This is a genomic window from Chryseobacterium sp. GW823-FHT05E08 (genome assembly GCF_058795655.1).
The window spans coordinates 240854-262168 of record NZ_JBXAHY010000002.1 but is presented as its reverse complement, the minus strand read 5'-3'; the positions used below and the strand labels follow the sequence as shown (position 1 = coordinate 262168).

At 33.8% G+C, this 21315-nt stretch carries 20 protein-coding genes and 2 tRNA genes; 8 read left to right on the top strand and 14 right to left on the bottom strand.

Annotated features, from left to right (window positions below; translation table 11 throughout):
• Nucleotides 1-30 precede the first annotated feature (30 nt).
• Both AC1Q7L_RS07125 and AC1Q7L_RS07120 read right to left on the bottom strand, forming a co-directional pair.
• Nucleotides 31-648, bottom strand: a complete 618-nt coding sequence (locus AC1Q7L_RS07125; protein WP_410691909.1) for a DUF502 domain-containing protein — start codon at nucleotides 646-648, stop codon at nucleotides 31-33.
• Between the two features lie 21 nt (nucleotides 649-669).
• A complete protein-coding gene (locus AC1Q7L_RS07120) occupies nucleotides 670-1248 on the bottom strand; it encodes a MiaE family protein (protein WP_410691910.1) in 579 nt (192 codons plus the stop codon).
• Between the two features lie 155 nt (nucleotides 1249-1403).
• On the opposite strand from AC1Q7L_RS07120, the gene AC1Q7L_RS07115 reads away from it, so the two are divergent.
• A complete protein-coding gene (locus tag AC1Q7L_RS07115) occupies nucleotides 1404-1646 on the top strand; it encodes a hypothetical protein (RefSeq protein WP_066754236.1) in 243 nt (80 codons plus the stop codon).
• A gap of 1 nt (nucleotide 1647) precedes the next feature.
• On the opposite strand, the gene AC1Q7L_RS07110 is transcribed toward AC1Q7L_RS07115, so the two are convergent.
• Entirely contained in the window at nucleotides 1648-2739 is a 1092-nt protein-coding gene (locus AC1Q7L_RS07110) for an acyltransferase family protein (protein WP_492304871.1), read from the bottom strand.
• 115 nt (nucleotides 2740-2854) lie between these two features.
• Complete coding sequence (locus AC1Q7L_RS07105; protein ID WP_492304870.1) at nucleotides 2855-3742, bottom strand: metalloprotease; 888 nt, start codon at nucleotides 3740-3742, stop codon at nucleotides 2855-2857.
• A gap of 183 nt (nucleotides 3743-3925) precedes the next feature.
• On the opposite strand from AC1Q7L_RS07105, the gene rplU reads away from it, so the two are divergent.
• The 3 genes from rplU to AC1Q7L_RS07090 all read left to right on the top strand — a co-directional run bounded on the left by rplU (nucleotide 3926) and on the right by AC1Q7L_RS07090 (nucleotide 5387).
• Nucleotides 3926-4501: a 50S ribosomal protein L21 gene (rplU, locus tag AC1Q7L_RS07100; RefSeq protein WP_410691914.1), complete on the top strand. Its 576-nt coding sequence runs from the start codon at nucleotides 3926-3928 to the stop codon at nucleotides 4499-4501.
• Between the two features lie 12 nt (nucleotides 4502-4513).
• The gene (rpmA, locus tag AC1Q7L_RS07095; protein ID WP_034701234.1) at nucleotides 4514-4771 is read left to right on the top strand and encodes a 50S ribosomal protein L27; all 258 of its coding nucleotides are present in this window, start codon (nucleotides 4514-4516) and stop codon (nucleotides 4769-4771) included.
• 430 nt (nucleotides 4772-5201) lie between these two features.
• Entirely contained in the window at nucleotides 5202-5387 is a 186-nt protein-coding gene (locus tag AC1Q7L_RS07090) for a bacteriocin-like protein (RefSeq protein WP_410691915.1), read from the top strand.
• A gap of 43 nt (nucleotides 5388-5430) precedes the next feature.
• Here the strand turns inward: AC1Q7L_RS07090 and AC1Q7L_RS07085 are convergent, their stop codons facing one another.
• The 7 genes from AC1Q7L_RS07085 to AC1Q7L_RS07055 all read right to left on the bottom strand — a co-directional run bounded on the left by AC1Q7L_RS07085 (nucleotide 5431) and on the right by AC1Q7L_RS07055 (nucleotide 13330).
• Entirely contained in the window at nucleotides 5431-7971 is a 2541-nt protein-coding gene (locus AC1Q7L_RS07085; RefSeq protein ID WP_492329378.1) for a DUF5686 family protein, read from the bottom strand.
• Nucleotides 7972-8132: 161 nt separating this feature from the next.
• Nucleotides 8133-10040, bottom strand: a complete 1908-nt coding sequence (locus AC1Q7L_RS07080; protein ID WP_492304868.1) for a beta strand repeat-containing protein — start codon at nucleotides 10038-10040, stop codon at nucleotides 8133-8135.
• A 207-nt stretch (nucleotides 10041-10247) separates the two neighbouring features.
• A tRNA-Asn gene (locus tag AC1Q7L_RS07075) sits at nucleotides 10248-10321 on the bottom strand.
• A gap of 258 nt (nucleotides 10322-10579) precedes the next feature.
• Nucleotides 10580-11131, bottom strand: a complete 552-nt coding sequence (locus tag AC1Q7L_RS07070) for a GNAT family N-acetyltransferase (protein ID WP_492304867.1) — start codon at nucleotides 11129-11131, stop codon at nucleotides 10580-10582.
• Between the two features lie 143 nt (nucleotides 11132-11274).
• Nucleotides 11275-11348 (bottom strand) — tRNA-Asn (locus AC1Q7L_RS07065).
• 81 nt (nucleotides 11349-11429) lie between these two features.
• Nucleotides 11430-12785, bottom strand: coding sequence for an RIP metalloprotease RseP (gene rseP / locus AC1Q7L_RS07060; RefSeq protein ID WP_492304866.1), 1356 nt, complete (start codon nucleotides 12783-12785; stop codon nucleotides 11430-11432).
• 104 nt (nucleotides 12786-12889) lie between these two features.
• On the bottom strand, nucleotides 12890-13330 hold the full coding sequence (locus AC1Q7L_RS07055) for a DUF6646 family protein (protein WP_066759611.1): 441 nt from the start codon (nucleotides 13328-13330) through the stop codon (nucleotides 12890-12892).
• Nucleotides 13331-13433: 103 nt separating this feature from the next.
• On the opposite strand from AC1Q7L_RS07055, the gene AC1Q7L_RS07050 reads away from it, so the two are divergent.
• Nucleotides 13434-14186, top strand: a complete 753-nt coding sequence (locus AC1Q7L_RS07050; protein WP_492305344.1) for a nitrilase-related carbon-nitrogen hydrolase — start codon at nucleotides 13434-13436, stop codon at nucleotides 14184-14186.
• A gap of 147 nt (nucleotides 14187-14333) precedes the next feature.
• Here AC1Q7L_RS07050 and AC1Q7L_RS07045 read toward each other — a convergent pair whose 3' ends face one another.
• Genes AC1Q7L_RS07045 through AC1Q7L_RS07035 form a run of 3 tightly spaced genes read right to left on the bottom strand, consistent with a single transcriptional unit; the run spans nucleotide 14334 to nucleotide 16450 of the window.
• Nucleotides 14334-14633, bottom strand: coding sequence for a thioredoxin family protein (locus AC1Q7L_RS07045; RefSeq protein ID WP_410691921.1), 300 nt, complete (start codon nucleotides 14631-14633; stop codon nucleotides 14334-14336).
• A 31-nt stretch (nucleotides 14634-14664) separates the two neighbouring features.
• Nucleotides 14665-15030, bottom strand: a complete 366-nt coding sequence (locus AC1Q7L_RS07040; RefSeq protein ID WP_492304865.1) for a rhodanese-like domain-containing protein — start codon at nucleotides 15028-15030, stop codon at nucleotides 14665-14667.
• A gap of 10 nt (nucleotides 15031-15040) precedes the next feature.
• Nucleotides 15041-16450, bottom strand: coding sequence for an MBL fold metallo-hydrolase (locus AC1Q7L_RS07035; protein WP_492304864.1), 1410 nt, complete (start codon nucleotides 16448-16450; stop codon nucleotides 15041-15043).
• 317 nt (nucleotides 16451-16767) lie between these two features.
• Here AC1Q7L_RS07035 and AC1Q7L_RS07030 point away from each other — a divergent pair, with 317 nt between their 5' ends.
• The 3 genes from AC1Q7L_RS07030 (at nucleotide 16768) to lysA (ending at nucleotide 21291) form a co-directional block, all read left to right on the top strand.
• Nucleotides 16768-18294 carry a helicase HerA-like domain-containing protein gene (locus AC1Q7L_RS07030; RefSeq protein ID WP_492304863.1) on the top strand — a complete coding sequence of 509 codons (1527 nt, stop codon included), beginning with the start codon at nucleotides 16768-16770 and terminating at the stop codon, nucleotides 18292-18294.
• A 314-nt stretch (nucleotides 18295-18608) separates the two neighbouring features.
• Nucleotides 18609-19832: a 3'-5' exonuclease gene (locus tag AC1Q7L_RS07025; protein WP_492304862.1), complete on the top strand. Its 1224-nt coding sequence runs from the start codon at nucleotides 18609-18611 to the stop codon at nucleotides 19830-19832.
• 259 nt (nucleotides 19833-20091) lie between these two features.
• Entirely contained in the window at nucleotides 20092-21291 is a 1200-nt protein-coding gene (lysA, locus tag AC1Q7L_RS07020; RefSeq protein WP_185097278.1) for a diaminopimelate decarboxylase, read from the top strand.
• The last annotated feature ends 24 nt before the right edge of the window (nucleotides 21292-21315 follow it).

Genomic DNA, 21315 nt, shown 5'->3' with positions numbered 1-21315 from the left:
CATCAAGTATTTTTAAATGGAATAAAAGAATTATTCCGGTGCCTTAAAAATATTATCGTCTGAATGGAAGCCTGCTACACCACCACTTACAGCAAATTTCATTGCCGAAGCTGCGGTCATTCCCACTACAGGTTTGATGTTTTTTTCTTCAGTTACAATTACCCAACCCGAAATAGCGTAAGAATGAGGAAGATAAACAGCAACATAATTGTGCTTGTCTACATCTTCCATTTCTTTTTGTGTTAAAAATCCGATTCTCCAAATCTCTGGGTTTTCATTGGTTTTTACCCAAACAGGATCGTTGAATTTTTTCTTGTCTCCTACAAATGAAGACATTACGTCTTTGGTTGGTGTGTAAATATGCTTTACGCCGGGAGTTTTTTCAAGTAAACGATCCACTAAATCGAAAAAGAATTTTCCGACAACGAATTTATTTCCTAAAAACCCTAGAAGAGCAGTAATTAAAATCGTTGAAATAAAAACCAACCCCGGAATTTCTTTGGCAACCGACGGAATAATATTGTCAACAGATGTGACAACATACCAAATGACAAAAATGGTAAGTCCGATTGGTCCAATAATCACCAATCCCTGAAAGAAATTTTTCAGAAAGAAATTAGTGATATTCTCGAAAGTTAATTTTTTCAACGTTTGTTTACTGTATTTATTTTAACCGTGTATTGTTTCTTTGTTTCCGTATGATTTGATGATGTTGGCTTCATATTCCAGCCATTCTTCCCAACGTTTGTTTACTTTTTCAGGATCTCCCAATTGTCTTGCAAAACCTATAAAAGTTGTGTAATGATTTGCTTCTGAGATCATTAATTCTCTGTAGAAAACGACAAGTTCTTCATCTTTAATGTTTTCTGTAAGCACTTTAAAACGTTCACAACTTCTCGCTTCAATCATTGCAGCGAAAAGTAATTTGTCAACAATAAGATCTTCCCTTGTTCCCTGAACGACAAATTTAGCCAATTCATTGACATAATCATCTTTTCTTGCTTTCCCGAAAACAAATCCTCTTTTCTTAATGATCTCGTGAACCTGACTAAAATGGTCAAGCTCCTCCTGAGCGATAGCAATAAGTTCTGTTACGATTTCCGGATGTTCAGGAAGCATATTGATCAAACTTATAGCGTTTGTTGTAGCTTTCTGCTCGCACCAAGCGTGATCCGTCAAAATTTCTCCGAGATTTCCTTCTGCAATATTAGCCCATCTTGGGTCGGTAAGAAGTTTTAACTTAAACATTGTATAAATTTTTTGTAAAATTAAAATAAATTGCGATAACTAAGAAGTTTTATTATGCCCTTGATTTTATAATTTTTATGTTTTTAATTAATCCGTTTAAATTTCATGGTATTCTATTTGATATTACTAGAATATAATTAAAAATTTAAACTATCATGGAAACAATTACAATTTTCAAAAACAAATTAAACGGATTTCTTTCTCTTATTTTGACATTTGCTTTTTCTTGTTTTGCTTTTGCTCAGGAAAATTCTGCAAAAACGGCTGTAAGTACAAATGAAACTAAAACTACAACTACAACAGAATGGTACGCTGAGCCTACTTATCTTATTATTGGAGCGGTTGTTTTAATTATTATTGTTGCTCTTTTGGTAAGGGGAGGAAGAAAAGGAGATTAATTTATTTAATTTCCGTTTTTCTTCTTAAAATCTCTAAGATATTCCAGCCAAAACTGTCAACCTTCTTCAATCCTGTTGAAATAATAAATGCCAGAATAATATTAATGATATAAATTAATACCATTAAAATCCACCACGGCATATTTTCTTTCAATGGAACTACAAGAAAATAGACTAGAGATGAACTTAATCCTTGAGCGAAATAGAAAAAGATGGCATTTTTACCAATGTACGTTACAAAATTTTCTTTCGTGATTTTTAATCTGTTGTAAAAAACAAATAGAGTAGTCAAAGAAAATAGAGACCATATTATATAAGGAATTTTTGGCGGGAATTTATTTTTATTGATTTTATAAAAAATCTCGCTTCCATAATACCAAAACATCCAGGCTAAGGCTACTGCGACAATTCCGTAAAGAACGGGAATCATTTTAGTTTGGATTTTTTTACCGCGCATTCTATTGGCAATTAAGAAAATGGCCATATAAAAAGCTACATAACCAACTTGTCCTGTAGGATAAAACGATGGGAAAATATTGAAGAGTAAAGTTAAAGCAATACAAATTCCGATAAACCAATTGATGTGTTTTGGAAAGAATTTTAAAATTAAAACGCCAAAAACGGTAAGGATGAAATACACTTTTAAATACCAAAAACTTCCCATCACAACAGGAAAAGTGTCTGCATTTGTGTATTGATGAAGATACCAGTTTCCGAGATTTTGCCATTGTGGAACTGTAGAAATACTTGTCGTGGCATATTTTGATCCAAATGTTGAATAAAATCTCTGTAACCATTCCAAAGAGAAAAAACTTAGTCCAAAAACTTTAAAAAAGTAATCTAAAAAGAATAAAAATGTTACGAAGATCATGTAGGTGATCTGTAGTTTTAATAATCTGTAAAAAGTTTTCTCAATATTTGAACCTGAGGTAATTCCACTTAAAGCATAGAATAAAGCAACATCAAAAACCAAAGAAAATACTCTAACCTCGGCCGGAATATAAAATTGCCCAGACCAGAATGCGGTATGAATAAATATAATGGAAAGCGTTGCCAGTCCTTTTGCAAAATCAATGTAGAGATCTCTGTTCATTATTATGGATGATAAAGTTCAAAAGTAAATAAAGTTTAGGAATTATTTCAAATAAATAAAAAAGAGGTAAAGCGAATCGTTTACCTCCTTTCTTAAATATGCTAAAAATGAATGTTTACTTAAGATCTTTGAATTCCTCAGCAGAAATTTCTCCAGTCTGAATTTTTCTTAATTCGTCGATATATTGACTCATGTAGGCATCAAGTTCAGGATTTCTGGTATTTTTTGCCTGTTTGTAAGTTCCATTTAAAACTCCTTGATAATAATAGAAGAAGTTATAATCGAAATCGGCAGCAGAAAGATCATACTGTCCTAAAAGGAAACCTAAACGAACTGCAGATCTTCTCTGTGGCGGAGTTCCGTGGTGTCCCGCACTTGTTGTCTGATAATCTCCAATGCTTTGAGCAAACTCATAAGCTGCTGCAATTTGCGCAAATGTTGTTTGATTGTAACCGTTCGGTCTTCTCAAATAATATCCTGCGAAACCGTCAGCTTCCAATTCATTTGGTCTTGCTGTAGATTCACTTACAGAAGGTAAATTGTAGCGATACTGAAGTTGGTGCCCGTATTCGTGAGCAAGAATCATTGCATTTACAATATCTCCTCCTTTTGCTTTTGCATCATAATAAATAGCGTATCCATAATAGATTTTACCATTTGAATACGAAATTGCATTGTACGTTGAATTTGGGTTTGATGCATCATCCACAAACCTGAAAGTTAAGCTCGTTCCACCCCAAAGACTGATGATCTTGGTCATTTGAGCATTCATGAAATTGGTGTCAGTTGTTGTTTTAAGAGTCGTTTTTAAAACTGCATTTGAGCTCCAGTATTGATCAACATAAGAACATTGCTTTTGCAGATCTCCGGGTTGTTCGATTTTTGAAGTTTCGGTTTGAGATTCCGGAAGAATGGTGTCTTCCATTTTGTCGTCGTTACATGCTGTCAGTGAGAATGCAGCAATGGCTCCTGCTAGTAAGCAGAAATTAAAGTTCATTTTCATATTAAATATTTTTTGGTGAAAACGAAGGTATAAAATAATCTGTTATGAACGAGCTATTTAGTGTTAAAAATTATTCAACGCATAGTGATATGTTTGTCGTGTAAAAAATATTGATTTGATTATAAGGTAATTGAAAATTAATTCTTATATTTGCACCTCGAATTAACTAAAAATTTATAAACAATGTTTGCAATTGTAGAAATAGCAGGGCTTCAATACAAAGTTGAGCAAGACCAGAAGTTGTTTGTAAACCGTTTGAAAGGAGAAAAAGGAGATAAAGTATCTTTCGATAAAATTCTTCTTACTGTAAACGGTTCAATCACTGTTGGCGCCCCAGCTGTAAGCGGTATCGTAGTAGATGCTGAAATTTTAGATCATGTAAAAGCTGATAAAGTAATCGTTTTCAAGAAGAAAAGAAGAAAAGGTTACCAAGTTAAAAATGGTCACAGACAATCTTTAACTCAAATTCAAATCACTGGTATCACTGGTTTTGAAGGAGCACCAAAGAAAGCTGCAAAAAAAGAAACTGTGAAAGCTGAAGTTCTTTCAGACAACGCAACTGTTAACTTTGGTGAAGATCACGAGTTGAACTATCACTTGAAGAAAAACAACTTGTCTCAGTCTAAAGAAAACAGAGAAACTTTAATTACTTTAGGTAAAGCAGTTAAAGTTGAATTAGAGAAAACTGTTCTTACTCACGAAGAAGTAGATGCTGCTATCGTTAAGAATATTGATCAATTTAAAGCACTTAATAAATAATACTGTAATAAAATGGCACACAAGAAAGGAGTCGGTAGTTCCAAGAACGGTAGAGAATCTCACTCTAAAAGATTAGGTGTGAAGATCTTCGGAGGACAAGAAGCTATTGCCGGAAACATTATTATCAGACAAAGAGGTACACAACACCACCCAGGTACTAACGTGGGAATGGGTAAAGACCACACTTTGTTTGCTCTAGTAGACGGTAAAGTAGTTTTCAGAAAGAAAGCAAACAACAGATCTTTCGTATCTGTAGAACCAAACGCATAATTATTTAAGCGTTCTATAAAAATGTAATCCTCGGCTTTGGTCGGGGATTTTTTTTGTTTGGAGTTTTTTTGGATTCGTTGAATTTTATTGTTTTGCAAGAGAAATCTGGCTACATTGAAAAGCCTTTATTTTTATTTGAAGCTTTTTCCTGCTTTCCGCACTCGCTATTTTTCTCAGTTTTCGGCTGCGGCGGCAAAGCCGCCGCAGCCGAAAACTGAGAAAAATGAGCTCAAACAAATGCTCCAATCAGGGCTAGGGTCGTGGTCGTTTCTTTAAACCATTTGTAAAAATCGCAAAATTTGTCATTCTGTAAGAATCCAGATACAAGTTTTCCGGATTATTTTCTAATATTTTTTAGTCAATGATGTAAAGAATAATTTTCTTAAATTTCCAATGTTTAATTAAATCATCAAACTAAATATTAATTATTATGAAAAATTTAAAGAAAATCAACAGAGAAGAGCTTAAAAATGTAATGGGAGGAGCGCTTCCGGTAAAAGATTGTTTACCGTGTGATGTGTACTGTAAAATTCCGGAAGGGCAGAGACCGCCTTGTAATGTAGTTTACATTGTAGCTCATTGCAACAGCTGCAAAGATTATCCGGCAGAATCTTAATGAAATAAAAAACTCCTTGCTCAATGAACAAGGAGTTTGTATTTTAAAACCCAACTTGGAATCCTGCTTTGATCCCGAATTTGGAAATATCTGGTCGGTCAAGGTAATTCCCTCGCCAGTTGAAATCTACTCTGAAAATTCTTAAGTTTCCAAAACCTATATTCTCGATTCCGAAACCATATTCGTAATAAACATGTTCGCTCGGAGCAGAATATTTGAAACCTTCAACATTAATAGATTTTGAAGCATCACTTAAAGTTCCGTAAGCTCCTCTGATGAAAGCTACTTCTCTCAATTTCAATTTCTTAATTAAAGGAATGTAAGAAAGTATTTTTCCATTAAAATGATGTTCCAAATGTAATGTTGTATACGTATCTGCAACAAATTCATAATAATTAAGCTGTGCAAAAGTATTTCCAACTAAACTGTACGACTGGTTTCCCGGAACAATATTCTGTAAAGCCAACGGAACCGTGTCGAAATTTTTACCTGCTTCGAAATTAATTAATGTTTTACCCCAACTTCCAATCAAAACTGGCTTGTAGAACATAAATTGAAGCTTATTATAGTTGAAATCTGCATTAAACAAACCTTCGATACCTCTCGTATATTTTAAAACGATTGTTGGCGCTAAAGTTCCGTGCTCATATCTGTCGACCCCGGTTTGAGAAAATTTTGCTCCCGGTCTTGCGATCAAACTAATGGTAACATGAGAGTCATTCACCGTTTTTCTTAGGTCTCCATTTCTGTAATACATTAGATTAAATCCATCTGGATTGGCAGATTTAATGCTTTGCATGGTTCCATCAACACGAATCTGGAAGTTTTTCCAAGGCTCAATTGATGTGAATATATTGGTTTGATTTAATGAACTTAATGAAGCGTTTTCACCTCTCGCAAAAACGGTTGATGATGCAAATGAACGAGCCATAATGCCGTCATCGGTTGTCAACTGAACACCCAGTTGAAGGATGTCTCTTCGGTTTCCACCTCCGATCATAAATCTGTTGACTCTGTTGAACATGTATCGACCTTCAACACCATATTTAACCTGCTGATCTTTAAAACCATAAGCAGTATAGAACTGAATTCTCCATGGATCGTTTTGCCCAAAATAGGTTCTTGCACCCAATCTTATTCTATCTCCTTCAACCTCATTTTTTCCGTAGATTGAAAATATTGGACCGATATCTATTCCCTTAAATGCATTGTAATATCCAGAAGCCAATGTTTCATAAATCTTTACAATTCTGTTGAATTTCGGTGTCTGCTGAAGTTTATCAAGCATTTCGTAAACTCCCTGTTCGCTTTTAGACAAAGAATCAGGTCTGGCTTTTACCCAGTAAGCATCATCTTTATCAACGAAATTATTTTCATATTCTTCTTCTCTTCGAACAAAAACTTTATCTTCTAAAGGTTTATTAAATTCATAATTTGAATAATCCACGGATCGCTTTGCAATAATGCTTTTTGATGTTTTTTTCTTGGCAAAAGGGGTCAATTCGATCTCTGTAACGAATTTTTTAGGTAGAAATGTATTCTCATCAGGATTATCATATTCAAGTTCTGTTGAAATTGAGTTGATGAAATTGACATTTATTTTTTGAGTTGATTTTAAAGTCGCTCCCAAAACGGCATAGCTGTCTGTATCTATATAAAGATAGCCCTGGAAAGCTAAAACCTCGGTTCTTTTGGGTAAATATCTTATTTTGTAGGCATTCTCTCCACGGATTGAGATCGTATCGACTAAGTTATAATCGTAAGTGCTAAAACCGGTTTCTCCAACCGGACTTGGAAATCCTATATCAAAATAATTGATGGTATTATCGTAAATATTAATGTCACGATAAAGATTTTTTGCCGTAATAGTAATTACCTGATTATCTTGAAAACCAGAGGTTTTTTGAGCAACCAATAGTCTTTTTGTTCTTTTATCGGGTTTATTTTTTCCAAAGTTTTCATAAATAGATTCATTCAAGAAAATTGGAAGTCCTATTTTTCCACTTGCGGTAGAATCTGCATAATCGAATATAAAATCTAGTTTATTGAAGATTTTTTTACTCATAAAAGCGCTATCCAGATTGTTGGCATCAAACTGAATTTTTTCGTATTCTTTATAAGTGTAAGTATCGAATTTATCTAATCCGTTATTTCTTTTTCTTTTCCAGACTTCCTGCATGATCGCGTAAGCCGGATTTTCCTTTTTATTCTTGTATTTTGGTTTTTCGTTATGAATAACAACCTCCTGAATACTTTCTACTTTTTCCTGAGATAATTTTACGAAAAGATTGTTAGCATTTTCGGGTGTAACGGTTATGTTTTCTAAGGCATAATTTTTTCTTAGAAATTTTAATTTGTAAATAATACTGTCTGACTGAACACTGAAATTTCCTGTCGTCGTAGTTAAAGCCGGTTTGTTGTTATCGTTTATGAAAACATCTACACCGCTGATTTCCTTATTTGTTTTCGAATCTAAAATTTTGCCGTTTGCTGAGTTTTGAGCACAGACGAGGCTGGTTAAAAATAGAAAAAAAGAGAAAGAGTAATATTTGGAGTTATTAATTAACATTTGTTGTTTCTTCAAGCATTTAGCATAAACAAAAAGTATGCTGTTTATTTATAAAATAGTAAAATTTAAAAAAAATTCTTTAAATAAATACAAAAGCGCAAAGTTAACAAAATAACACCATCAAAATGACGGTGTTATAGTTATTAATTTGTTAAAATGATAAATACTTAAAAGATCTATCTCTGAAGCTCAACAAAAATATATCCTAAGGCTCCAAAACCTAAGGTGTCACCATCTGCTATGTTTACATTTACTCTATAAAATGTTCTGTCTGTGTAAGAATAGAAATTAAATTGTGCATGTCCATCTTGTACACAGTTTAGGGGAAGTGAGGTAATGTTCGTAAATGTTGGAGTAGTGGTTAAAGGAGCTGTATTTACAATAGATGAAACATCTTGCGCTGTTTTTATCATGCCATGTAGAATTCCTATATTGTTAGCTCCACTGGTTGATCTCACTTGTATATATGAGTCGGTTGTACCCGTGCATGTTGTTAAAGGGAAACGAAACTCTAGCGTACCAATACTAATTAAAGATGCAGTAGGAGCACTGGCATTAATACTAAAAGATTTAAAAGTAGATGTTAATGGAGCATTGTTTTGAATAACAACATTTCCGGTAGCGTCTACTCCTAAAGCTGCAGCGTTTTGTGTAGTGGCTGTAGTATTATTAATGTTGGTGAATTTTAATCCTGATGTTCCGGTTGCGCCTGATGCAATTTCCACTCTTGCTGTAGGTGTAGTCGTTCCAATTCCTACAAATCCTGTGTCTGGTTTTATTCTTAATCTCTCGGTTAGAGCTCCGCCGGTAGAGTTTCCAATATAAAAATCTTCTTCAGAACCGTTAACGGCTGTAGCTCCTGTACGAATTGAACCTAAAGCCCAGTTTCCTCCTCCAGAAGTAGGTCCGCTATTGGTAAATCCTATAAGTGAATAATTTCCTGTAGCTAAAGGAGAAGAATTTCTAAGGGTAAGTATCCCATATTGATTTGTTCCTGCAGTGGCGTCAAAAAGATTATACCTGTTAGCATTTGCTGTTGTTGCAACAACATGTAGCCTTGTAGTTGGAGCGGCAGTTCCGATACCGACATTTGCTGTTAGCGCTGTTATATTATTACCTAAATTAACCCCGAAAATGGCATTACCTATATTCATTTGATTATCACCAGTTGCGTTTGGAACTGTCGTGTTTCTTCCTATCAAAATATTTCCATTTCCGGAAGTTAAAGTTACTCCGCCTCCATTTGCAATTCCTGCTGCATCACCGATAGCTACATTACTAACGCCTGATGTTAAGCTTGTTAATGAGCTTGTACCAATTGCGACGTTGTATGAACCGTTTGCAGTTAGATTTAAAGTACTTAGTGAGTTATATCCTATAGCGACATTGCTTCCTCCTCCTGTGTTTGCTGTAAGTGCTCCATAGCCTATTGCTGTATTTTGCGGCCCGATAGTGTTTGCTCTCGCAGCTTGATATCCGAATGCTGTATTTCCCTGTCCGGTAGTATTTGCATTTAAGGCCTGATATCCAAATGCGCTTCCTGCAAAGCCTGTTGAAATAGGTAAAGTGCCTGCTCCAAAAGCTGTGCTGAATAAACCGGTAGATGTTTGAGGTATAGAGCCGACTCCGAAAGAAGTGTTTAAGGTTCCTAGTAGTCCGGATTCTATATTATTTCTTTTAAAAATAACATTCTGATTGTCAGATGTTCCTATGAAGTTATTAGCGGGATTTGTTCCTGCATTTCCTGTCAAATGCCAATCATTGTTATTAAGAGAAGTAACAAGAGCTGTCCATTTTGTACCGTCAAAATAATAAAAGCCAGTGGATGTAACATCGGCAGCGATACCTGCGGCTGTTCCTACAGAAAGATCATTTACATAAATAAGTGTAGATGTTGGAACTGCTGACATTAACTGTGCACGTTGAAGGTTGATCCTGGGAATTAGCATTCCGTCTACATTTGTTATAGCTCCTGTTGAGGCTTTTGCTGTAATGTCTAAAGTGGATGTTGGAGTGTTTGTATTGATACCGACTTGAGCGAAAATAGCAGAAGGTAATAACGTTAGTAAAATTAGTTTTTTCATAAATCTATTTTTTAATTATTCACAAATTAATGATAAAATATTAATTAAATATGACATTTTTGTTTAAATATTTAATAAATTATCATTATAAAACATTGAAATATAGATGTAAACGAATATTGAAAGGAAATCAATAATTGAAATTTGAAAAAGGAAATAGAAAAAATTGGACATAAAAAAATCCATCAGAATAATCTGATGGATTTGCTCCTCCTCTTGGGCTCGAACCAAGGACCCTCTGATTAACAGTCAGATGCTCTAACCAGCTGAGCTAAGGAGGAATTTTCCGTTGTTTTGGTGATGCAAATATAATATGAATATTGATATGAAGCAAGTGTTTAAAGCAAATTATGGCAGAAAAATTGAATTTTTATTCGATGACTTTTACTTTTTTTAATGACGAAAAAAGCATGACGTTTTTATCTGTCTATTTTTCAGTATTTTGAAGTTTAATCTAAAGATGAATTGATAAAAAGTAAAAAATAAAATATTTTTCAAATTTGCTTAAAAATATTTTTTATAATCCATTTTCTCAGTGTTTAAACAGAAAAAACAACCAATTGAAATGTCTCTTCTTTATAATTAAAAGGCTTTAAAGCTGTCATTCCTAAACCATCAACATGCACAGCAAAAGAATGTGGATTTTTATCATTAATAAAAGCGGTTCCCAGATCGTAATCTTTTTTAGTAAAATCTTTCACGGCGGCAAATAGCTTTTTCAGGATTCCTTTTCCTCTCCAATTAGAATTAATCAAAACAGGACCGTAGATAAATACTCGATAATCTGTCAATTTTTTGTCATTAAATATTTGATGAGGAAAACTTTCATACATCGCTTTTACAACAGGATGTTCCGGTAAGGGATTAGTTGTTGCAAGACATACAAACCCGGCTAATTGATCATCTTCAACAGCAACTAAAACGCCTAAATTTTTATTAATACCATCTAATGTTTCTTCAGTCATACTGGAAACTATGAAGCCTTGTTTCTTTTCTTCTTCAGTTAATTGATCCGGAGTGTTGGCATTTTGCAGCTCGATAATGGCGGGATAATCTTTCGGCTCGGCTTTCCTTACAATAATGGAACTCATATTTTTTATTTGCAAGATATTATTTTCTGCCATCTTTTTAAAATTAAGAGATGTGAATTTATCTATATTGAGGATTGAGAAAATTTAGGTTATATGCAATAAAAAAGAGTTACAAAATGTTTTGTAACTCTTTTTAGCTTTCGCTCCTCCTCTTGGGCTCGAACCAAGGACCCTCTGATTAACAGTCAGATGCTCTAACCAACTGAGCTAAGGAGGAATGTCCTTATTTTTAAGTGGTGCAAATATAGGACTGATATTTATACCATGCAAGTTTTTTTAAAAAATATTTTAAATATTTCTATAATTTTCCTGTAAACACTTTAAAGATATCACTTCCAAAGATCAGTAACATTAAGCCTAACAGGAAGATAACTCCGATCATTTGTGCATTCTCTAAAACTTTTTGAGGTACAGGTTTTCCTACAATAATTTCATATAAAGTAAAGATAACGTGTCCACCATCCAATCCTGGGATAGGAATTAAGTTCAGAAATGCTAACCAAACAGAGAACATTGCTGTGAAACTCCAGAAAGCCGGCCAGTTAATACCGATACTTCCGTCAGCAGCTTTATTTACAGGCATGTTTTTAACGATAGCAATTGGTCCACCAACGTTTTTATATCCTTGAACCTTAGAGTTAAACATAATTTTGAACTGCTTAACTTGCATTGTTAATGCTTCAATAGTTCTTGTAAATCCTCTAGGAATAGATTCTCCGAAAGAATAATGTTTATTGGTTGTAATAGATTTAGCAAGATTTTTAGTCGCAATTTGTACGCCTAATTTTCCGTTTTTATCAACAGGAACAGAAGCTAAAGTCTGAACAGCTCCGTTTCTTTCAACATCAACAGAAATGGTTTTTCCTTTATTTTGAATTAAAATAGAGCTTACCTGATCAAAGAAAGAAACTTTTTGACCATTAATTCCAACCACTTTATCACCAACAGCTAAACCTGATGCTTTAGATGAAGGAGTTGCCAAAGAATCAATAACCATTGGCATTCTTGGGCTGATGTATAATTTTGCTTCTTTTTGTTTAAGAACTTCTGCAACACCCTCAGTATTTACAGGGAAAGTGACTTCTTTTCCATCTCTTAAAACTGTTACATTATCACCTAAAAGGATGTTAATGGAAGCGTTTTCTAGTCTTTCGTTAGGTTTTCCGTCAATGCTGATGATTTTATCACCATTTTGGAAGCCCATTTTTCTGCCGGCTTCCGTTACTTCAACTCCGTTTTCAAATTTCGTAAGGTCGGTATAAGTTTCTCCGTTAAATAGAGATAAACAGCTATAAATTAACCAAGCCAAGAAAAAGTTTACCGTAACTCCACCCAACATGATGATTAATCTCTGCCAAGCCGGTTTTGCTCTGAATTCCCAAGGTTGAGCCGGTTGCTTCAATTGCTCGGTATCCATGCTTTCGTCTACCATTCCGGCAATTTTCACATATCCTCCGAAAGGAAGCCATCCGATACCGTATTCTGTTTCACCGATTTTTTTCTTTGCTATTGAGAACCATGGATCAAAAAACAGATAGAATTTTTCCACCTTGGTTTTAAAGTATTTTGCGGGTAAAAAGTGTCCAAGCTCATGAAGAACCACTAAAATAGAGATACTTAATATAAACTGGAAAATCTTGATTGCTAATTCCATTAATAAAATTTAGATTTAATTTGCAAAGGTAACAATTATCAAAACTATGCCAAATAAAAAAGCTCCCCGAAACGAGAAGCTTTGTCATATATTAAGACTATTTTCTACAAATTAAGCGAAACTCCGAGACTGCCATTGTTTCCTACTTCTGCAAATACCCCGATTTTCTCTGTGAAAAAGTATCTTGCACCAATGTGAGCCCCGATTCCGAAGTCTTTTCCAAGAACTCCTACATCTACACCTGGATAAATATCTAATTTTTCTGGCAGATCTAATGCTTCACGCAAGTGAAAATTCAATCTTCCGAAGATAAAAACTCTGTTGTCTTTATCATCATCTTTATATCCACTAAAATAGGCGTTCAAACCTCCTCCAACTGAAATTAGTTTGTTTAAACCATAATCATAAGTTCCTGTAACTCCCGTTCCATATCCCCAAGCACTCAATCCCAATTGGACTTTCTGATCTCCTTTTCCGGTGTAAGCTTGAGCATTTACCAAAGCTCCTCCCAATACTAACATAAACATAAAAACCAATTTCTTCATAAATTTTACTTTTTCGATGTTATTACTAAAAAATATCCGCATCAAAAATAGAACCGAAATCAAGGGAAAATCGTATTTTTATGGAAGTTATTTAACAAAGTTTATGAAGATCGCAGGATTAAATTTAGATATCATCTGGAAAAATAAAGATGAAAATTTTCAATTAATTGAAAAAGAGTTAGAAAATATTGAAGCCGATTTATTCCTTTTGCCGGAAATGTTTTCAACAGGTTTTTGCATGGATGCTTCTGAAGTTTCAGACAGAAATGAAGAATCTTTAGCGTTTTTAAAGAAACTGTCAAAAGAAAAGAATGCTGCATTTTGCGGAAGTGCTCCTGTGGAAGAAAACGGAAATTTCTATAACAGAATGTATTTCGTTCAGCCAGATTCAGAGGTTGTTTTTTATGATAAAAGACATCTGTTTTCTTTTTCTGGAGAAGATAAAGTTTATACTCCCGGAAAGGAAAGAATGATTGTTAACTATAAAGGAATCAGATTTTTACTACAGGTTTGTTACGATCTTCGTTTTCCTGTTTTTGCGAGAAATAATGATGATTACGATGCTATTTTATATGTTGCGAATTGGCCTGAAAAAAGAGTAGGAGCTTGGGAGCATCTTCTGAAAGCAAGAGCGATTGAAAATTTATCTTTTGTTTTTGGCTTAAATAGAATCGGGACAGATGGAAATGATCTTTTTTATCAGGAAAGTTCGCATTGTTTTTTCGCAGATGGAAAAGAAATTTCTACGAAAAATGGAAATATCGTTTCTTCAGAATTAGATATGAATGAATTAAATGATTTCAGAAACCATTTTCAGTTTTTGAATGATCGAGATTCTTTTTCGATTGATTTTTAAATTATTATGACCACAGATTTTCACAAGTTTACACAGATGTTTAGGCATATTTTAATAAACAAATAATTAAATACTAAAGCGCAAATATCTGTGTAAACTTGTGAAAATCTGTGGTTTAAAATAAAAAAACTGTGAAAAATCACAGTTCTATTCATATTGTTTTAAAAGTTGAGTCAACGTATTCACATCATGAACACCACTTTCTTTCCAAAGTAATTCTCCTTGTTTGAAGATGGCTAACGTTGGAACTCCACGCACGCCGTATTGAGAAGCAATGGCAGGATATTGATCAACATCTATTTTTATAATTCTGGCTCCCTGGCCAACATTTTCTTTTACTGTATTTAAAACCGAAGACTGAACTTTACATGGCTGACACCAAGTTGCAAAAAAGTCTATCAATACCGGTCTTTCGGATTCAATAAGTTCTTGAAATTTTTGTGACATAGTTTTTGGTTTTAGTTAAAAGTTTCAATATTTAAAGGCTGGAATCCTGAATGCCTTTTACATTTTTCCAGCTCGTTCCGTCATAAACTTCAACACCGTTTTTCTTTAAGATTTTAACGGCTTCATCGGCTTGTATTCCTTTATTACAGAAAACAACTACTTTTTTACCTTTTAGAGATGTGGGATTGTTTATAATTTCAGCTAAAGGAACGTTGATCGCGTTGTTTGCTGATCCTCCTGCAAATTGTTCAGGAGTTCTTACGTCTACCAAAGTAACATCCGGATTATTGATTATTTTTTTGATGCTTGCGTTCGAAACGTCTGCAGTTGCTACTGTTTTACATGCAGTTAATGCAAAAATTGATACAAGAATTAATCCGAGAAATTTATTTTTCATATTTAAAATCTTACAATGTTTTTGATTGACAAACGAAGTCTGAAGTTGGAAATTTTTCAGTTTTTTTAATTCCATTATATCCGCCTTCTATTTCAGTAAAGTTTCTGATTCCGTGTGAGTTAAGTATGCTTGCTGCGATCATGCTTCTATAACCTCCCGCACAATGTAGGAAGAAATGCTCAGAATCATCAATTGTGGTTACCCAATCACTGATGTTGTCTAATGGTTTGTTGTAAGCGTTGTCAATATGTTCTGCAGAGTATTCTCCAAGCTTTCTAACGTCGATTACTTTTGTATTTTCAGTAAATTGTTCTGCAAATTCTGCAGGTGAAATTCTTGTTACTTCATCAATTTCTTTGTCTGAATTTTTCCATGAATCAAATCCTCCTTTCAAATATCCTAAAACATTATCAAATCCAACTCTGCTCAATCTTGTGATTACTTCCTCTTCTGTTCCTTCATCAGAAACCAATAATAAAGGGTGTTTTACATCTACGATCAAAGTCCCAACCCAAGGTGCGAAATCTCCTTTTAGTCCAATATTAATAGAGTTTGGAATAAAACCTTTCTGGAAATCTGCAGGTCCTCTTGTATCTAAAATTAAAGCGCCAGTTTCTTCTGCAAAGCTTTCAAAATCTTCAACAGAGACAGGATTTAATCCTTTATCCATAACATCATCAAGGCTTTCGTAACCTCCTTTGTTTAAGGCCACATTCATTCCGAAATATTTTGGTGGAGCTGTTAATCCATCTAAAACTTCTTTGATGAAAGATTCTTTATCCGGCTGATTCAGTGCGTAATTGGTTCTTTTTTGATTTCCTAAAATATCAACCGTTTCTTTCTGCATATTTTTCCCACACGCTGAACCTGCTCCATGAGCCGGATAAACCGTAATGCTGTCATCTAATGGAAGTATTTTGCTGTGTAAACTTTCGTATAAAATTCCTGCAAGATCTTCTTGAGTAAGATTGGTCGCTTTTTGAGCCAAATCCGGTCTTCCTACATCTCCTAAAAATAGCGTGTCTCCCGTGAAAATTGCAGTTTCAACACCATTTTCATCAATTAAAAGATAGGTTGTACTTTCCATGGTATGACCAGGAGTATGTAAGGTCTTTATTTTTACTTTTCCGATCTCGAAGATCTGATTGTCTTCTGCAATAATTGCTTCAAAATCAGGATTAGCAGTCGGTCCATAAACAATTGGGGCTCCCGTTTTCTTACTTAAATCCAAATGTCCTGAAACAAAATCTGCATGGAAATGGGTCTCAAAAATATATTTTAAAGTTACATTGTCTTTTTCAAGGCGAGCCAAATAAGGATTAACTTCTCTTAATGGATCTATAATCACAGCTTCATTTTCTGATACTATATAATATGCCCCTTGAGCAAGGCAGCCTGTATATATTTGTTCAACTTTCATCTTATTTCTTTAACAATTTTGTTGTTATTATTCAATCTACAAAAATCGTGTTTTATTTTTTAAAAACGGGATAAAATAAAATATCGATAATAATAGAGTAAATCTATAAAGTTTTATTAGTCTAATTTATATGAAGATTGTAAGTGAATATTTATTTTGTTTTTAATGATAATAAATATTCTCTCTGATTTTCTTTATTAGCATGACTAATTTAAGCAAAATTTATAGAAATTTGAAGCTGAACTAAATCATGAATATTCTTTCGATGATTAAAAGTTTTATAAAAAATTTTATATTTATAAGTTAAAAAAGAACAAATGGCAGATAAAGCGAAATTTATTGAAGAATTAACTCCCAGATACACTCCAAAAGGTGAACATATTATACTAGGAAAAGGAATGCTGGACGGCGAAGTGGTATCAGAAATTAATGTAACCATTCCTTTAAAAACAATCAACAGACACGGACTTATTGCCGGAGCAACCGGTACCGGAAAGACCAAAACGTTGCAGGTTTTTGCAGAGCAGCTTTCTCATGCGGGAGTTCCATCTTTGGTTTTGGATATCAAAGGTGATTTCTCTGGGATTGCAGAAGCAGGACAAGTGAATCCTATTATTGAAGAAAGATATGCTAAAACGCAGCTTCCCTATAATCCACAGGCTTTTCCGGTAGAATTGATGACGATTTCGGGTGGAAAAGGAGTGAAATTAAGAGCAACTGTTACTGAATTTGGTCCTGTTTTATTAAGTAAAATTTTAGAATTAAATGATACTCAGCAAAGTATCATGTCAATCGTTTTTAAATATTCTGATGACAAAGGATTGCCTTTAATCGATCTTAATGATCTGAAAAAGGTTCTGCAATACGTTACAGATAATGCGCAAGGCAAGGCAGAACTGGCTGCTAATTACGGATCAATTGCTCCGGCTTCTTTGGGAGCTATTTTGAGATCAATCGTTGCTTTGGAACAACAGGGAGCGGCAGATTTCTTTGGTGAGCTGAGTTTTGACGTTCATGATTTGCTTGAAACCAGAGACGGAAAAGGTGTTGTAAATATTTTGAGAGTTGCTGATATTCAGAATAAGCCACAATTATTTTCAACTTTTATGCTTTCTCTTTTTGCTGAAATTTATATGACTTTCCCAGAAGAAGGAGACAGCGGGAAACCAAAATTGGTTTTATTTATTGATGAAGCTCATTTAATGTTTGATGAATCTTCAAAAGCATTGCTTTCACAAATAGAAACGATGGTAAAACTGATTCGTTCTAAGGGAGTTGGGATTTATTTTATCACTCAAATTCCGGGCGATGTGCCAGAAAGTGTGCTTTCTCAATTAGGATTAAAAATTCAGCACGCATTGAGAGGTTTTACAGCAAAAGATAAAAAAGAAATATCAAAAGCAGTTGAAAATTATCCTACAACGGAATTTTATAATGCTTCCAATTTAATTCAAAATCTAGGAATCGGGGAGGCGTTTATTACTGCTTTGGATGAAAAAGGAATTCCTACACCGTTGGTTCATACCTATTTAATTTCTCCTGAATCTAGAATGGATGTTTTAAGTGATTCTGAAGTTTCCGATTTAGTGAATAATTCTAGTTTAGTTGCTAAATATCAAGAAGATATAAACAAAGAGTCAGCCTACGAAATGCTGACAAGCAGAATGGAACAAGCAGCTCAAAATTCTGCTCCAACCCAAAAATCAAGACCTGTAAAAGAAGAACCGGGAATGTTTGAACAAGTTTTACAAAGCAAAGCAGGAAGAACGTTTACCAGCACTTTAATGCGTGAAGGGGCAAAAGCTCTTTTAGGAATGTTTGGTTTGGGAGGCAGAAAAAGATAATAATATGGGTTGATTTTGTCAATTTCAATATAATTATAGATAGTTTAAATTCAAGATTTACTTTTTTTTGACATAATTTTTGTTAATTTAGCACGACTGCCTCTATTCATCGATAAAAAATAGATGTATTCGTTGTTTGAAAAGTTGATTTCAACAATGAATTTTTACATAATGTGAGGGTATGTAAGGAAGATGAGATAAAATCCTTTTTATTTATGGCATAAGTTATGTACGTAGTTTATTGGCTACTGTAGGGATTTTGATGGCAGTAATTATTAGTATTAATCATAAAATTAGCTGTATAACAGATTATAATGTATTCAATAATAGATATAGAAAGTAATGGTGCAGGTTACAGGAAAGAATGCATTATAGATATTGCTGTCTACCGTTATGATGGTCAGAAGATTGTCGATCAGTTTATTTCTTTGGTAGATCCTGAAGGAGATATCACACCTTTTGTTCAGAAATTGACCAATATTACTCCAAAAATGGTCAAAACTGCTCCAAAATTCCATGAAATTGCAAAAAGAGTGATCGAAATTACTCAAAATACAACGTTGGTTGGACATAATATCGATTTCGATTACAGAATGCTTCGCCAATCGTTTGCAAGGCTTGGTTATGATTTTAAAATCAACACTTTAGATACAATTCCTTTAGCTAAAAAACTGATTCCTGATGAGGTAAGTTATTCATTGGGTAAATTGGTGAAATCTTTGGGAATTCCTTTAACAAATCATCACAGAGCAGATGGTGATGCACGGGCTACGTTAGAATTATTCAAACTTTTAGTTTCGAAAGATACTAAAAATGAGATCATTCAGGAGCAGCACGAAGAAACAAATGCAAATACTTATATCAATAAGATCAAGCAGTTAACGCAAGATCTTCCGAATGAAAGAGGCTTTGTCTATTTCCAAAACGAAAGCGGGAAAATTATCTTTTCCGATTATGTTCAGGATATTAATAAATTTTCGAAAAAGGTTTTTAATTCCAAATCTAAGAGATGGGAAGAAATTCAGACGGGAGTTACTCAAATTAATTTTGAACTTACCGGAACCGATATTATTGCCAAGTTGATATTGAATTCAAAAAATATCAAAAAGAGAGAAGTTTATCCTTTCGGACTTTATTTTAGAAATAATAAATATATTGTTGAGAAAAATCAGCTGAATAAATCAGAAAGACCAATTCTGAAATTCAAATCTTTTACTCAAGGTACAAAAGCCGTCCAGTTTATTGGAAGTTTTGAAGAATATACTGATATTAATGTCTTCAAAAAGAAAATAGATTTCAAAAAAAGAAATGAGCTTTGGCTTGGACAGGGAAGAAAATTAGGCGAAAAACTATTCTTAATTATAGAAAATGGAAAAGCTGTTTCTTACGGTTTTTACGAACTCTTCACCCAAATTCAGACGTTGAGTATGATCTCTAAATTAAAAATAGATCTGCCTCTATCAACCGCAGATTTAAATAATGATTTGCAGTTGGCGTTACTTCGTGGCGACTTTGAAACGCTGCCGTTACCAAAATAAAATGATGTTTTACAACGTATTAATTCTTATCAAGAAGAGGGTGCTTTTCAAACAATTTTCTCGAAATAAAAAAGAATTAGTATTTTTGTAAAAAATAAAACAAAGCAATGCACAATTTTAAACAAAATAAAGCTGGAAAAAAGGGAACTGTAAAGTTTTCTAAGGTTTGGAATGTTTAAAAGAGTTGCCTTGCATAAAAATAATACTTTGGCAGACTCTTTTTAGGAAGAATCTGCCTTTTTTATGCTAAAATAAAATTATGAATTCAAAAGAATTATTAAAGATTGCCAATGAGTTTGGCACACCGGTGTACGTTTACGATGCAGAATCGATTAAAATTCAATACGAGAAACTTACATCTTCTTTTTTAAAACACACAAGGTTCTTCTACGCGGCGAAGGCGTTGACAAACATTAATATCCTTAAGTATGTCAAGAACTTGGGTGCTTCTTTGGATTGTGTATCAATTAATGAAGTGAAGCTTGGTTTAAAAGCAGGTTTTACGAAAGAAAAAATATTATTCACTCCAAACTGTGTCGACTTAGCTGAAATCGAGGAAGCAATGACGCACGGAGTTCACATTAATATCGATAATATCTCTATTCTTGAGCAATTCGGTAACAAATACGGAAATACTTACCCAATTTTAGTAAGAATCAATCCACACATTTTTGCAGGAGGAAATTATAAAATCTCAACAGGTCACATCGACAGTAAATTTGGCATTTCAATTCACCAAGTTCGTCACATCGAGAGAGTGATGAAAAGTACAAATCTGAATGTTGAAGGTCTTCACATGCACACAGGAAGCGAAATTAAAGATCCTGATGTTTTCTTACAGGCTTTAGATATCATGTTGGAGCTTTCTGAGCATTTCCCGAATCTGAAATATTTGGATATGGGAAGCGGTTTCAAAATTCCTTATCAAGACAGCGAAGAGGAAACTGATGTGAAAACGTTAGGAAAAAAAGTGGAAAAAGTAATCGCCGAGTTTTCAAAATCTACAGGAAAAAAATTCGAACTATGGTTTGAACCGGGAAAATTCTTGGTTGGAAAAAGCGGATATCTTTTAGTAAAAGCAAATGTTATCAAGCAAACAACAGCAACTGTTTTTGTTGGAGTTAATTCTGGATTTAATCATTTGATTCGTCCAATGTTTTACGATTCTTATCATCAGATTGAAAATTTATCTAATCCAAAAGGTGCAGAAAGAATTTATACTGTAGTTGGAAATATTTGTGAAACAGATACTTTCGCTTGGGACAGAAAATTGAATGAAGTAAGAGAAGGCGACGTTTTGGCTTTCCATAATGCGGGAGCGTATGGTTTTGAAATGAGTTCAAACTTTAATTCAAGATTAAAACCAGCCGAAGTTCTTTTCTTAGACGGAAAAGCGCTCTTAATTCGTAAAAGAGATGAATTTGAAGATTTATTGAGAAATCAGATTGAAGTAATCTAAATAATACCAAGAACTCTGTAAGAA